Genomic DNA, 14,361 nt, shown 5'->3' with positions numbered 1-14,361 from the left:
TTCCGCCCCGCATCCCGCGTCTTGAAATGGTGGAATCGATCATGGTCGTGATTTCGGATCGACCCGATCCAAGGTCATCGTGATCCAGCGAGGAGGCCACGGATGGGACAACTGGTGTCCTTCGTGCCGGATATCCCGGTTTTCATCGTCGACGACGATCCGTCGGTGCGGGACGCGTTGATCCTCCTTTTGAAGATCGAGGGCTATGCCGCGCAAAGCTTCGGCGACGCAGCTTCGTTTCTCGAGGCGTTCCGGAGCGGGCCGCCCGCCTGCGTTATCCTCGATCTGCATCTTCCGGGCGAGTCCGGTCTGGACATCCTGCGCAAGCTTGCGGCAGAGCGCGTTGCCGCGCCGGTTCTCGTGATTTCCGGCGTAGCTGACATCGCAACGGCCGTGGAAGCCATGAAATACGGCGCGCTCGATTTTCTGGAGAAGCCGTTCTCCTCGGATGCGATCGTCGATCGGGTTCGCGCCGCGGTGAAGGTATGGCGCGAGGCTCGGGGCGGCGAGATCGACGGGCTCGCCAATTTTCCCGGTCGCCATCTGCTGACCTGCCGGGAGCGCGAGGTGCTCTCGCAGGTGGCCAGGGGCGCGTCGAACAAGGAAGCAGGGCGCAGGCTTGGGATCAGTCCGCGGACGGTCGAGGTTCATCGTGCGCGGATCATGGACAAGCTCGGCGCCAAAAATACCGCCGATCTGATCAGGATCGTGTTGTCGGAGACAGGCGCGCGCCGGCGGCTATCCGCCTCCTAGAGCGGTTTGCATTTTGACGGAAACAAGCTGAACGCGAGCCGGTAGCCACTTCGCTTGAAAACGCTATCGGCACGCGGTCCCGTCAAAATTGAAAACACAAGAGAGCGAGAGCGGAATGCGGGCGGAAACCGCAATTGGACGCGTTCGTGTTTTCAACAAAAAGCGAGCGTATTCCGATAGGTCCCTACTCGGCCGCCAGGGATTTCGCCTGCAACGGGAGATCGAGACGCTCCCAGACCTGAAGCAGGGCTTCCGCCAACTGATCGATCAGGTCGTCATCGTGATACGGCGACGGCGTGATCCGCAGCCGCTCCATGCCCTTGGGAACGGTCGGATAGTTGATCGGCTGGATGTAGATGCCGTGGTCATGCAGCAGCATATCGGACGCCAGCTTGCAACGCTCGGGGTTGCCGACGAAGACCGGAACGATGTGAGTCGAACTCACCATCACCGGCAGGCCTGCCGCGATCAGGCTGGCCTTGGTGCGCGCCGCGCGCTCCTGATGGCGTTCGCGTTCCCATGTCGATGACTTGAGATGCCGGATCGCGGCGGTCGCCGCCGAACAGATCGCGGGCGGCAGCGAGGTGGTGAAGATGAAGCCTGGCGCATAGGAGCGTACGGCGTCGATGATTTCGGATTTGCCGGCGATGTAGCCGCCGAGGCAGCCGAATGCCTTGGCGAGGGTGCCTTCAAGGACGTCGATGCGATGCATCACGCCGTCGCGTTCCGCGATGCCGCCGCCGCGCGGTCCGTACATGCCGACCGCGTGGACCTCGTCGACATAGGTCATCGCGCCGTAGCGTTCGGCGAGATCGCAGATCTTCGAAAGCGGCGCGATATCGCCATCCATCGAATAGAGACTCTCGCAAGCGATCAGCTTCGGGCGGTCAGGGTCGGCCGCGCGAAGCAGCTCTTCGAGATGGGCGACATCGTTGTGGCGGAAAACGATTCGCTCGCAGCCCGACTGACGGATGCCTTCGATCATCGAATTGTGGTTGAGCGCGTCGGACAGGATCAGGCAGTTCGGAATGAGCTTCGCAAGTGTCGAGATGCCGGTCTGGTTCGAGACATAGCCGGACGTGAACACCAGCGCCGCCGGCTTGCCGTGCAGGTCAGCCAGTTCCTGCTCGAGCTGGACCAGCGGATGATGGGTTCCGGCGATGTTGCGGGTGCCTCCGGCGCCGGTGCCGACGCGGGTTGCGGTCTCGACCATGGCGCCGACGACCTTGGGGTGCTGACCCATGCCGAGGTAATCGTTGGAGCACCAGATCACGACGCTGCGCGGTCCTTTGAGCGAGTGCAAAGTAGCGTAAGGGAACCGGCCGGCGATGCGCTCAAGATCGGCGAAAACGCGGTAGCGACGCTCCTCGTGAAGGCGATCGACCGCGTTACTGAAGAACTTGCTATAATCCATGACCAAATCCGGAAAAAAGCCCGGGACGCCGGACGTGCAAGACCTTTTTAGAGCCTTTCCAGCGGAGCTGTCGAGACGAAATCCGCCAATACGGCCGTTTCAGGGTTAAAAATCGCCGTTCATTTGCTCCAGCGCAAACCGATTCGGACCGGTGCGGTCTTGTGCCCGAACCGGCAGGCTCGCTCCATGAGGCTACCGGAGCCGAAAACCGCGTCGGGACACCCATGGGGATCACGTCAGGGATTAGCCGGATCCCGCACGATGAGCCTGTCGGATTCGGTCAGTGGGACGGAGCGCAGACCTTTGCGTCATCCAGCGGCGAGCGGATGCCAAGGCGCTCGAGCAACGCCGCGTCACGGACGGTCTGCGGGTTCTTTGTCGTCAGCAGGACATCGCCGATGAAAATCGAGTTGGCGCCGGCCAGAAAGCAAAGCGCCTGCAATTCGTCGGTCATGTATTGACGCCCCGCCGACAGCCGGACCACGCTTTTTGGCATCATGATCCGCGCGAGCGCGATCAGGCGGACCAGCGCGATCGGATCGGGCCGCTCGGCGGTGGCATTGACGGGCACCGCCGTGACCTCGTTCCACATGTTGATGGGGACGCTTTCGGGGGGCGCGGGCAGATTGGCCAGCAGCATCAGCATGCCGAGCCGGTCGCCGACCTGTTCCCCCATGCCGATGATGCCGCCGCAGCAGAGCTTGAGTCCGGCATCGCGCGCATGGGCGAGCGTATCGATGCGATCCTGCATCGTGCGCGTGGTGATGATCTTGCCGTAGAATTCGGGCGAGGTGTCGACGTTGTGGTTGTAGAAATCGAGACCGGCCTCATGCAGCCGCTTGGCCTGATCGGGCGTGAGCATGCCCAGCGTCGCGCAGGTCTCCATGCCGAGTTCCTTGACGGCGCGGACCATGTCGCAGACCCGGTCGAGATCCCGATCCTTCGGATTGCGCCATGCGGCCGCCATGCAGAACCGGCCGGCGCCGGCATCCCTGGCCCGCCGCGCCGTTTCGATGACGGCTTCCTTGTCCATCAACTTCGTGGCTTTGACGCCGGAATCGTAATGCGCGCTCTGCGAACAGTAGCCGCAATCCTCCGGACAGCCGCCGGTCTTGATGCTGAGCAGGCTCGCGGTCTCGACGTGATTGGGATCGAAATTCTGCCGGTGAATGGTCTGCGCGCGAAAGATCAGATCCGGGAAAGAGAGGTTATAGAGTGTCTCGGTTTCGGACCGGGTCCAGTCGTGGCGCAGGCACGAGGACGAATCGTCGCCGCTGTCGAACGAAACGGGTGCTGCATCCATGTCGTGACGATCCCTTTAATTGCCGCGTTACGCTAGAGGTGCTTATAGCGTTTTCAAGCGAAGTGGATACCGGTTCGCGGGAAGAAAACGCGTCAAAACAAAAGGCGGGAGCCCGGCTTTGATTCCATCAAAGCCGGAACAGCTCCAGGCAGCCTTCCGCGGCGCGACGATACCACGGTGTGCCGCCAATTTCGAATGAGGCCCTCGGTTTATCGGCCACCGTCCATGATCGTCTTGTAATGCGGTTTGAAACAAAAAGGCCGGCATCTGAATGCCGGCCTTTCTCTACAATTCGAAACCGCCAGGGTTCAGGAAATCAGTACCCCGGAGCGAGCGGAGCGGTCGGAGCGCCCCAGTTGAAGCGGTAGTTCAGACCGACCTTGATGGTGTGCTCGTCGTTGCGGAAGCGGAACGGATTGTTATTCAAGTCGAGGGCGTTCACAGTACCGAAATCATAGTACTGGTACTCGATCTTGCCCGACCAGTTCTGGGTGAACAGGTACTCGAGACCGCCGCCGACAGTGTAGCCGTCACGGCCGCCGTTGCCGCTGAAGCCGTTGGTGAAGCGCGAGTCGGCCCAGCCGTAGCCGCCCTTGACGTAGAGCAGTGCCGGACCCCAGGTGTAGCCGAGGCGGCCGGTGACCGAGCCCAGGCCGCGGTTGGCGAACGAGCTGCCGGTGTCGAGGAAGCTGTAGTTGGCTTCGAGGCCGAAGACCCAGTTCGGCGCGAACTGGGTGTCGTAGCCGATCTGGCCGCCGCCCATGAACACGCCGTCGTTACCGGCTCTGAAACCGGGAGCGAGGACGTTATCGTCGCCGCCGAAAGCGCCGCCGACGTGACCGCCGATGTAGAAGCCGGTCCAGTTGTAGATCGGCGCCGGCGTGTAGGCGGGAGCCTTGGTGTAGTGGCGAGGAGCGAGATCGGCGGCCTGTGCCGGCACGATTGCGCCAAGACCAATAATTGCCACAGAGGCGAGAAGGATCTTTTTCATTTTGTTCTCCAGGAATTCCATATCCGAGCAACCGTTGGTCGGCCCCGTCAATCGAACCCTAGATCGATTCTGTGCAGAATGCTGTCACCGATAGGCCACACTCAGGATCGTTCGTAACCCATTGGGGAACCACGGAACTTGCATGCCTAACGACGCCTTAATCAGAACTAAATGAAGCCTTAATCCGGTACCTTCCGCAGAGCAAAAAATCGGCGCTTTTCGCGAAATCCTCGTTCTGATCCGGGGCGGGATCCGCATAGGCTTTTTTGCTGAAAGCGGGTCGCTCCGGGCCGAGTCATTGCCCATGATCCGTTCCGCGCGGTTCCCATGGCCGCTGCGCCCTGCGCCGCGGATTGCCTGGCGCGCTTTTCAAGGAAATGGTGCTGCCAGACAGGATTGAACTGTCGACCTCTCCATTACCAATGGAGTGCTCTACCACTGAGCTACGGCAGCAGGCCCGGCGCGGGAATCAACCTGAAAAGACCCGCAAAGGCGGGCCGATCCTTGCCATAAGGCTGGAAGGTGCGCAAGCGCGCGGCGGCTGGGCGAGGAACAGCCGCACCGTCCGCGCCTGTTGCCGCAAGGCCGGTGACGTATATGTTGCGGGCGTCGTTCCACACCATTTTTTTCTGCGGGTCAGGACGGGCGCGTCCGGACAAGCAAGCAAGGCGCGCCATGATCGACAAAGCGGACACGGATCGCAACGGAGCAGATGCGGGGCGCGAGACGCGGTTGCGCGCTGCGCTGCGCGAAAATCTCAAGCGGCGAAAACTGCAGTCTCGCGGCCGCGCCGATCAGGCTGTAGCCGGGAATGCGGACAAATCCGATTCGGAGTGTCGGGGCGATTGACATCGAAGCCCGTCGTTTCTCCGCTGCGCGACGGGCAAGGTTCGACGGCTTGCCGCGAAAGCCCGCTTTATCCGAAGCCAATGCGCCTTGAGCCCCCTCTATCGCCATAATTTTCCATGTTTTGGAGCGCCGGGCGATTTGCCCTATACTTCATGCATTGAAAACAGGAATCGGCATGGATCGCATTCGCATCGTCGGCGGCAACAAGCTCAACGGCACCATTCCGATTTCCGGCGCGAAGAACGCGGCGCTGCCCTTGATGATCGCGGCGCTTTTGACCGAGGAGACGCTGATCCTCGACAACGTGCCGCGACTCGCCGACGTTGCGCAGTTGCAGCGCATCCTCGGCAATCACGGCGTCGATATCATGTCGGCGGGCAAGCGCCCGGGCGATCACGAATATCAGGGACAGACCCTGCACATTTCGGCCGCCGACATCATCGACACCACGGCGCCGTACGAGCTGGTCTCGCGGATGCGGGCGAGTTTCTGGGTGATCGCGCCGCTGCTGGCGCGGATGCATGAGGCGAGGGTATCGCTGCCCGGCGGCTGCGCTATCGGCACCCGTCCGGTCGATCTCCTGATCATGGCGCTGGGAAAACTCGGCGCCGAGATCGCGATCGACGGCGGCTACGTGATCGCGAAAGCACCCGGCGGCCTGAACGGTGCCGAGATCGATTTTCCCAAGGTGACCGTGAGCGGCACCCACGTCGCGCTGATGGCGGCGACGCTGGCGAAGGGCACAACCGTCATCACCAACGCGGCCTGCGAGCCCGAGATCGCCGACGTCGCCGATTGTCTCAATAAAATGGGCGCGAGGGTGTCCGGCGCAGGCACGCCGCGGATCGTCATCGAGGGAGTCGGCAAGCTCGGCGGCGCGCGGCACACCGTGCTGCCCGACCGGATCGAGACCGGCACCTATGCGATGGCGGTGGCGATGACCGGAGGCGAGGTGCTGCTGCGCGGCGCGCGCCCCGAACTGCTGCAATCCGCGCTCGATGTGCTGAGCGAGGCGGGCGCCGTCATCACGCCGAACAACGAAGGCATTCGGGTGGCCCGCAACGGCGCCGGCATCGATCCGGTGACGGTCTCGACCGCACCGTTCCCCGGCTTCCCCACCGACCTTCAGGCGCAATTGATGGCGCTGATGACGCGCGCCAAGGGCGCGTCCCGCATCACCGAGACCATCTTCGAGAATCGCTTCATGCACGTGCAGGAGCTGGCGCGGTTTGGTGCGCGCATTCATCTCGACGGCGAGACCGCCACCATCGAGGGTATCGGGACGCTGCGCGGCGCGCCGGTGATGGCGACGGACTTGCGCGCCTCGGTGTCGCTGGTGATCGCGGGGCTCGCCGCCGAAGGCGAGACCATGGTCAACCGCGTCTACCATCTCGATCGCGGCTTCGAGCACCTGGAGAGAAAACTGTCGGCGTGCGGCGCTTCGATCGAACGGATCCGGGACTGAAGCGGGGGATCGTCCCGCGGCATCCGGAGCCGGGTCGGAATTTATAGGTTCGTCTGCCGCCACAAAGGGTTGACGGCGATTTGGGGCCGCGCCATTGAGCCCTGTGCTCGCGACGAGCCTTGTTCTTGTTTATTTGCCGGAAAACATCCTCATGCCGATCCGCATCGATAGCCGCAGCGCCGACTTTGCCTCGCGCTTCAAGGCGTTTCTCGCGACCAAGCGGGAGGTTTCGGCCGATATTGAGGCTGCCACCCGCGCCATCGTCGAGGACGTCAAGGCGCGCGGCGACGCGGCGCTGATCGAGGCGACGCGCAAGTTCGACCGGCTCTGCGTCGATGCCGCCGGCCTGCGCTTTACCGGCGCCGAGATCGACGCGGCCGTGGACGCTTGCGATGCGGCGACGCTCGATGCGCTCAAGCTGGCGCGCGAGCGCATCGAAATCTTTCACCGCCGGCAACTGCCGAAGGACGACCGCTTCACCGACGCGCTCGGGGTCGAACTCGGCTCGCGCTGGACCGCGATCGAGGCGGTCGGGCTTTATGTGCCGGGCGGCTCCGCGGCCTATCCGTCATCGGTGCTGATGAACGCGGTGCCGGCGAACGTCGCAGGCGTCGCGCGCGTGGTCATGGTGGTGCCCTCGCCGGATGGTCGGATCAATCCGCTGGTGCTGGCGGCGGCGCGGCTCGGCGGCGTTTCCGAAATCTATCGCGTCGGTGGCGCGCAGGCCGTCGCCGCTCTCGCCTACGGCACCGCGACGATCGCGCCGGTGGCCAAGATCGTGGGACCCGGCAACGCCTATGTCGCGGCCGCCAAGCGCCAGGTGTTCGGCAAGGTCGGCATCGACATGATCGCGGGCCCTTCGGAAGTGCTCGTCATCGCCGACGACACCGGCAATGCGAACTGGATCGCGGCCGACCTGCTGGCGCAAGCCGAGCACGATGCCAGCGCGCAATCGATCCTGATCACCGACAGCGCGACGCTCGCCGCCGCCGTCGAGCGTGCGGTCGAAGCGCAGCTCGCCACGCTGCCGCGGGCGGAGATCGCGCGGGCCTCATGGAACGATTTCGGCGCTGTCATCCTCGTGGAGAACCTCGATCAGGCCGTGATGCTCGCGGACGCCATCGCCGCCGAGCATCTGGAGATCATGACATCGGATCCCGAAGGCCTCGCCGCGCGGATCCGCAATGCCGGCGCGATCTTCATCGGGCCGCATACGCCGGAGGCGATCGGCGATTACGTTGGCGGCTCCAATCACGTGCTGCCGACGGCGCGCTCGGCGCGCTTTTCGTCGGGCCTCGGGGTGCTTGACTTCCTCAAGCGGACGTCGATTCTCAAATGCGGGCCGGACCAGTTGCGGGCGCTGGGGCCGGCGGCGATGACGCTGGGCAAGGCGGAGGGGCTCGACGCCCATGCCCGTTCGGTCGGAGTGCGCCTCAATTAGTGGATCGAATTTGACATCCGCCTCTCGCCGCGAGGGTTTCCAGGGCGAATGTCAAATTCAAAGCTCCACCAAATTCCCACATTCGCAGAGGGACTGCGCCGAAATGGGATGCGAATGTTGGAATTGGACCAGTAGGCTCAGCAGGCAATGAGCAAGGCCCCGTCAGAGGAAGAATCCCGGAATCGCATTGTGGCGGTCACGCTCGACGAGGAGTCGATCGGGCGTTCGGGGCCGGATATCGAGCACGAACGAGCGGTCGCGATCTACGATCTCGTGGAAGAGAATCTGTTCGCGCCGGAAGGCGCGGGCGGCGGTCCGTTCACGTTGCACATCGCGATCACCGGCAACCGCCTGATGTTCGACATCCGGCGCGAAGACGGCGCGCCCGTGGTGACGCACCTGTTGTCGCTGACGCCGTTCCGGCGGATCGTGAAAGATTACTTCATGATCTGCGACAGCTACTATCAGGCGATCCGGACCGCGACGCCCGACCGGATCGAGGCCCTCGACATGGGTCGCCGCGGCGTCCACGACGAAGGCTCGCGCACGCTGCAGGAGCGGCTGAGCGGCAAGGTCCGCGTCGACTTCGAGACCGCGCGGCGGCTGTTCACGTTGATTTCCGTGCTGCACTGGAAGGGTTAGCGATGGTTCGAATCAGGGAGCACCGGCTGTCGTCGCGCTTCATGCGAAACGGTTGCGCGGAAGGCGCGCGCAAAACGAAAGCGGCCTGAGCGCATGGACGCGCCGGCGCGCGTGCACAGGCCGCAGTCGGTTTTGTTCGCCTGCGAACTCAACAGCGTGCGCTCGCCGATGGCGGCGAGCCTGTTGCAGCACATGTTTCCGAGAACCCTGTATGTGAGGTCCGCCGGCGTCAGGAAAGGCGAAACCGATCCGTTCGCCGTCGCCGTGATGGCTGAGTTCGGCCAGGACATTTCCAAACACCGTCCGGTGACGTTCGAGGACCTCGAGGACTGGGAGGGTCTCAATTTCGATCTCATCATCACGCTGTCGCCGGAAGCCCATCACAAGGCGCTGGAACTGACGCGCACCATCGCCGCCGACGTCGAATACTGGCCGACGCCGGATCCGACCGCCGTCGAGGGCAACCGCGAGCAGCGCATGCAGGCTTACCGCGACGTTTGCGACGGATTGCTCTCGCGCATCCGCAAGCGTTTCGCGCGGGGCGGCAATATGGGCCTTTAGCGGAAGCAGCGTTGATCGCGCGGGGTTCGCAAGCGCGGCGACGGTGGTTTCGAGATGGCGCGGTGTTGGGGCGCGCCGGATCGGCGTGATCCAAATCCCGGCACGTCGTCGTATTTAGAATTAGACAAGCTCCAAAATGTCCGGCGCCATTGGCATAGGAAACCACTGTGCCGCAGGCACAAACGCGTCGCACACAATCCGAGCCGCGCAGGTTTGTAGAGCTTCTAATCGTCCATCGGTCGACAGCGTGAATCGCAATGCTAGTGACGTGGCTCGTTCGGTCGCGATTATGGGGGCGTATCACGATGCTGAGAATGAATTCAAAGAGCGTGTGCCTTGCGACCGTCAGCATCGTTGCATTGTCGATCGCTTTGCCGGATGAAGGACATGCGCAATCCGAGCTGCCGACGGTGACGGTGGTCGCGCCGCAGTCGAAGCCGGCGCGCCGGGCGAAACCTGTTCGTCATGCAGCACGCCCGTCACAGACAAATCGCCGTGCCGCCGCGCCCGTGCAGCGTCAGGCGGTTGTTCCGCAGGAGAATGCAGGCGCCGGCGTCGAGCGCGCAAAGGGTCATGTGAACGGCTACCTCGCGAGCCGCAGTGCGACCGCGTCCAAGACCGATACGCCGATCCTCGAAACGCCGCAGTCGATCTCCGTGGTGACGCAGGACCAGATCGCCGCGCAGGGCGTGCAGAGCGTCAACGATGCCTTGCGCTACACGCCAGGCGTCTCGCTCGAAAGTTTCGGCGCCAACACCTTCTTCGATTTCCTGAAGCTGCGCGGCTTCGACGCGCCGCGCTATCTCGACGGACTGCGCCTGCCGAACGACTCCACGACATTCGCCGTTCCTCGCATCGAGACCTACGGGCTCGAGCGGCTGGAGGTCTTGAAGGGGCCGTCGTCCGGGCTTTACGGCCAGTCCGATCCCGGAGGCCTCATCAACATGGTCAGCAAAAGGCCGACGGCGACGCCGCATTATGATGTTGAAGGCACCTTCGGTTCGTTCGAGCGTTTCCAGGGCGCTTTCGACATCGGCGGTCCCGTCGGCGGGAATGGCGAGTTTCTCTATCGCCTTGTCGGCCTCGGTCGCGATTCCAAGACGCAGACCGACTTCATGACCGACGACAAGATATTCTTCGCGCCGAGCCTGACCTGGCGGCCGACCACCGATACCAGCTTAACGATCCTGTCGCAGTATTCGAAGATCGACAACAAGGGGTATCAGCAATACGTCCCGGGACAGGTATCGTTTCTGCCAAATCCCAATGGTCACGTTCCCTACAGCCGCTATCTCGGCGAGCCGGGGCCGGACGGCTTCAAGCTGGAGCAGTTCTCGGTGGGCTACGAATTCGAGCACCGCTTCAATAACAACCTGCAGTTCAGGCAGAGCTTCCGTTACTTCAACGTCGATAACAATCTCGCCGCGACCCGCAGCGAAGGCATGCTGAGCGACCGGCTGGTCGCGCGGACTTACAATTATGTCGTTGCCCATGCCAGCAACTACACGCTCGACAACCAGTTGCAGGCGGACTTCAGAACCGGCCCCCTCGTGCACAAGGTTCTCGCCGGGTTCGACTACTTCAACCTGTCGGCCAGCACCGACTATCGGTCTGCGGGAATTGCTCCGATCGACGCCTACGCCCCAGTTTATGGCGCGGCGGTTCCGTCGTTCAATTCGTTGAGTTCGTTCATCCTGCGCGATGACAGCCAGAGCCAGGCCGGTCTCTATCTGCAGGATCAGATCAAATGGGATCGCTGGACCCTGGCGGTTAGCGGGCGTCAGGACTGGGTGAGCAGCAGTTTCATCAGCAAGGCCTTCTGGCCGCCGGCCGGCACCTACAGGACCTTCGATTCGGCGCAGACCGGCCGCGTCGGCCTGACCTATTTGTTCGATTTCGGCCTCGCTCCCTATATCAGCTATTCGACCTCGTTCACGCCGAACCTCGGCGCCGACCGCTTCGGCAATGCCTTCAGGCCGACCACGGGCGAGGGCAAGGAGATCGGCGTGAAGTTCAAGCCGAACGGCATGAACCTGATGCTGAGCGCGGCATTGTTCGAGATCAATCAGGACAACGTCCTGACCGCCGATCCGGTCAATCCCTTCCTCAGTACCCAGACCGATGCGGCGCGGGCGCGCGGATTCGAGTTCGAGGCGCGCGGCAACGTGACCCGGGAGTTCGAGATCATTGCCGGCTACAGCCACATCGATCCGCGGGTGACCAGGAGCCTTGCCGGCAATGCCGGCAAATATCTGCAGAGCACTGCGCTCGACCAGGCGTCGCTGTGGGGCAAATACACCTGGTACAACGGACCGCTGGCCGGCTTCGGCGTCGGGGCTGGCGTGCGTTATGTCGGCGACAGCTACGGAGACGCCGGAAACACCTTCGTGATTCCGCCCTACACCCTGTTCGACGCAACCTTGAGTTACGACCTGGCTTATCTGAGGCCGGACATGAAGGGTTGGAAAATGCAAGTCAACGCCACCAACCTTGCGGATCGCTTCTATGTCCAGTCCTGCCTGACCGGGCTGCCGTATTGTGCGATGGGCAGTGGCCGCACCGTGCTCGGCACGCTAAAATATAGTTGGAACGCCGATCCCGCTCCGCCTCTGATCACGAAGTGAGTTAGAGCATGACGACAAGCGCCTTGCGCAAATGGAGCTGGGCTCACAAGTGGTCCAGCATCGTTTGCACCTTGTTCATGCTGATGCTGTGCATCACCGGGCTGCCGCTGATCTTCCACGATGAGATCGACGGACTGCTGCATGACCAGGTCGAGGCGGTCGCCGTCCCTGAAGGCACGCCGCCGGCGAATCTCGATCGCGTCGTTGCGAGCGCCATGGCGGCCATGCCGGGGCAGGTGCCGCATTTTCTGATCTGGGACCGCGACGATCCGAACGCGATGCTGGTCAGCGTCGGCAAGACCATCGACGCCAATCCGGCAGACAACCGCATCGTCCGCGTCGACGCTCATACCGGAGCTTATCTCGATGCGCCCGACGTCACCGGGCGCTTCACTTTCATCATGCTCAGGCTGCATTCGGATATGTTCGCCGGCCTGCCCGGCAAGCTGTTCCTCGGGCTGATGGGCCTTCTGTTCTGCGCCGCGGTCATATCCGGCGTCGTGGTTTACGCGCCGTCGATGCGCAAGCAGAAGTTCGGCGCCTATCGCACCGGGCGTCCGCGCGTGGTGCGCTGGCTCGACCTGCATAACCTCGCGGGCATCCTGCTGGTGATGTGGACGCTGGTCGTGGGGTTTACCGGCGTCATCAACACCTGGGCCGACCTTGTGCTCAAGATGTGGCAGCAGGGCCAGTTGGCCGAGATGACGGCGCAGTATCGTGGTCGGACTTTGCCCGCCCATCCGACACCGGTTCAGGAGGCGGCGGACGTGGCGGCGGCGGCCGCGCCGGGCATGCTGCCGTCGTTCATCGCCTTCCCCGGCACGATTTTCACGAGCAAGAGCCATTATGCGGTCTTCATGCGCGGCGATACGCCGGTGACGTCGCGGCTGCTCAAGCCGGCGCTGATCGACGCCGAAACCGGCAAGCTCAGCGACAGCCGTAACATGCCGTGGTACGTCACGACGCTGTTCGTCTCGCAGCCGCTGCATTTCGGTGACTATGGCGGAATGCCGCTGAAGATCATCTGGGCGCTGCTCGACGTGATGACCATCATCGTGCTCGGAACGGGCGTCTATCTGTGGCTGCGGCGGCGCAAGCCCGGCGAAAGCGCCGCGCACGAACGCGCGGACGCCACGGCGGCGGTCAACCGCCCGATGTTGTCGTCATGACGCCGGCGCGGGCCGGGCGGCGGACCCTCCGTCAGATTTTCGCGTGGCCGGCCGTCATCGCGGTCCTGAGCACGGTCGGATTGCTCTCGGCGCTGCTCGGCGACGGCATCTGGGACGGCGTTTCCTGGGTCGTGCTGGCGGTTCCTGTCGCGCTGTATTGCGGGTTCGTCCGGCGCGGCGCGTAGGCATTACGCCGCGCGAACTCTCCATCGGGTTCCCGGGAGCAGTCAAAGGCGATCGCCGGTTGTCGAACGGGATGCGTTCCGATAGGTTCCGCGCGCGCCTCGATCCTCGCCCCGACAAACTGAAGTCCGCATGTCAGGCCATACCAAGCTCGTTCTCGCCTCGGGTTCGCCGCGGCGGCTCAGCCTGCTCAACCAGGCAGGCATCGAACCGGACGCTCTGCGTCCGACGGATGTCGACGAAACGCCGACGCGGGGCGAACTGCCGCGTGCCTGCGCCAATCGCCTGGCGCGCGCCAAGGCCGAGGCGGCGCTGAAGTCGGTGCAGGTCGACGATGAACTGCGCGGTTCGTTCGTTCTGGCCGCCGACACCGTCGTCGCGGTGGGCCGCCGCATCCTGCCCAAGGCGGATCTGGCCGACGAGGCCTCGCAGTGCCTGCGGCTGCTCTCGGGGCGCAATCATCGTGTCTATACGGCTGTCTGTGTCGTGACACCGAAGGAAAACTTTCGCCAACGCCTGATTGAGACCCGCGTGCGCTTCAAGCGGCTGGCCGAGGACGACATCGAGGCCTACATCGGCTCCGGCGAATGGCGCGGCAAGGCAGGCGGCTACGCGATCCAGGGCATTGCCGGCTCTTTCGTGGTCAAGCTGGTAGGCTCGTATACCAATGTGGTCGGCCTGCCGCTTTACGAATCGGTCTCGTTGCTCGGCGGCGAGGGATTTCCAATCCGCTCCGGCTGGTTGAATGCCGGCTGAAAAAGCCAACGGGCGCACGAAAAAGCGCTGCCCGATCTGCGGCAAGCCCGCCGTCGCGGCGTCATTTCCGTTTTGTTCGGAGCGTTGCCGCGATGTCGATCTCAACCGCTGGCTTTCAGGCGCCTATGCCATCCCCGCCAGCAAAACTGACGCGGAGGATGCGGAATAGACCAGCCGTTTCAGAGGTTCGCGATTCGCTGCTCAGTCAAT

Annotated in this window: 14 protein-coding genes and 1 tRNA gene; 10 read left to right on the top strand and 5 right to left on the bottom strand. The window is 63.3% G+C overall.

The window, feature by feature from the left end; translation table 11 throughout:
* The first annotated feature begins 102 nt into the window (after positions 1–102).
* A complete protein-coding gene (locus tag ACMDCM_RS13365) occupies positions 103–753 on the top strand; it encodes a response regulator transcription factor (RefSeq protein ID WP_412774007.1) in 651 nt (216 codons plus the stop codon).
* A gap of 184 nt (positions 754–937) precedes the next feature.
* Here ACMDCM_RS13365 and hemA read toward each other — a convergent pair whose 3' ends face one another.
* From hemA to ACMDCM_RS13340, 5 genes are all read right to left on the bottom strand, one after another.
* Positions 938–2,167: a 5-aminolevulinate synthase gene (hemA, locus tag ACMDCM_RS13360; protein WP_412774006.1), complete on the bottom strand. Its 1,230-nt coding sequence runs from the start codon at positions 2,165–2,167 to the stop codon at positions 938–940.
* 280 nt (positions 2,168–2,447) lie between these two features.
* Complete coding sequence (bioB, locus tag ACMDCM_RS13355; protein ID WP_412774005.1) at positions 2,448–3,470, bottom strand: biotin synthase BioB; 1,023 nt, start codon at positions 3,468–3,470, stop codon at positions 2,448–2,450.
* Positions 3,471–3,786: 316 nt separating this feature from the next.
* A complete protein-coding gene (locus ACMDCM_RS13350) occupies positions 3,787–4,461 on the bottom strand; it encodes an outer membrane protein (RefSeq protein WP_412774004.1) in 675 nt (224 codons plus the stop codon).
* 378 nt (positions 4,462–4,839) lie between these two features.
* A tRNA-Thr gene (locus tag ACMDCM_RS13345) sits at positions 4,840–4,914 on the bottom strand.
* Complete coding sequence (locus ACMDCM_RS13340) at positions 4,905–5,084, bottom strand: hypothetical protein (protein WP_412774003.1); 180 nt, start codon at positions 5,082–5,084, stop codon at positions 4,905–4,907. The genes ACMDCM_RS13345 and ACMDCM_RS13340 overlap by 10 nt, the downstream gene beginning before the upstream one ends.
* Positions 5,085–5,485: 401 nt before the next feature.
* Between ACMDCM_RS13340 and murA the strand changes: the two genes are divergently transcribed.
* From murA to yacG, 9 genes are all read left to right on the top strand, one after another.
* Positions 5,486–6,775 carry a UDP-N-acetylglucosamine 1-carboxyvinyltransferase gene (murA, locus tag ACMDCM_RS13335; protein WP_412774002.1) on the top strand — a complete coding sequence of 430 codons (1,290 nt, stop codon included), beginning with the start codon at positions 5,486–5,488 and terminating at the stop codon, positions 6,773–6,775.
* A 151-nt stretch (positions 6,776–6,926) separates the two neighbouring features.
* Positions 6,927–8,216, top strand: a complete 1,290-nt coding sequence (gene hisD, locus ACMDCM_RS13330; protein WP_412774001.1) for a histidinol dehydrogenase — start codon at positions 6,927–6,929, stop codon at positions 8,214–8,216.
* 147 nt (positions 8,217–8,363) lie between these two features.
* Positions 8,364–8,858 (top strand): UPF0262 family protein, encoded by a 495-nt coding sequence (locus ACMDCM_RS13325; RefSeq protein ID WP_412774000.1) that lies wholly within the window; start codon positions 8,364–8,366, stop codon positions 8,856–8,858.
* A gap of 93 nt (positions 8,859–8,951) precedes the next feature.
* Positions 8,952–9,419 (top strand): arsenate-mycothiol transferase ArsC, encoded by a 468-nt coding sequence (locus ACMDCM_RS13320; RefSeq protein ID WP_412773999.1) that lies wholly within the window; start codon positions 8,952–8,954, stop codon positions 9,417–9,419.
* Between the two features lie 314 nt (positions 9,420–9,733).
* On the top strand, positions 9,734–12,043 hold the full coding sequence (locus ACMDCM_RS13315; RefSeq protein ID WP_412773998.1) for a TonB-dependent siderophore receptor: 2,310 nt from the start codon (positions 9,734–9,736) through the stop codon (positions 12,041–12,043).
* A gap of 8 nt (positions 12,044–12,051) precedes the next feature.
* The gene (locus ACMDCM_RS13310) at positions 12,052–13,212 is read left to right on the top strand and encodes a PepSY-associated TM helix domain-containing protein (RefSeq protein WP_412773997.1); all 1,161 of its coding nucleotides are present in this window, start codon (positions 12,052–12,054) and stop codon (positions 13,210–13,212) included.
* Positions 13,209–13,397, top strand: a complete 189-nt coding sequence (locus tag ACMDCM_RS13305) for a hypothetical protein (protein ID WP_412773996.1) — start codon at positions 13,209–13,211, stop codon at positions 13,395–13,397. Before ACMDCM_RS13310 ends, ACMDCM_RS13305 begins: the two co-directional genes overlap by 4 nt.
* Before the next feature lie 130 nt (positions 13,398–13,527).
* Positions 13,528–14,151, top strand: coding sequence for a Maf-like protein (locus ACMDCM_RS13300; protein WP_412773995.1), 624 nt, complete (start codon positions 13,528–13,530; stop codon positions 14,149–14,151).
* Positions 14,141–14,320, top strand: a complete 180-nt coding sequence (yacG, locus tag ACMDCM_RS13295; RefSeq protein WP_412773994.1) for a DNA gyrase inhibitor YacG — start codon at positions 14,141–14,143, stop codon at positions 14,318–14,320. Before ACMDCM_RS13300 ends, yacG begins: the two co-directional genes overlap by 11 nt.
* Positions 14,321–14,361: the final 41 nt, after the last annotated feature.

The sequence above is a fragment of the Nitrobacter sp. genome (genome assembly GCF_047149785.1).
Classification (GTDB): Bacteria; Pseudomonadota; Alphaproteobacteria; order Rhizobiales; family Xanthobacteraceae; genus Nitrobacter.
Note: the sequence above shows the minus strand (reverse complement) of the source record. Positions and strands in the feature narration are given on the sequence as shown.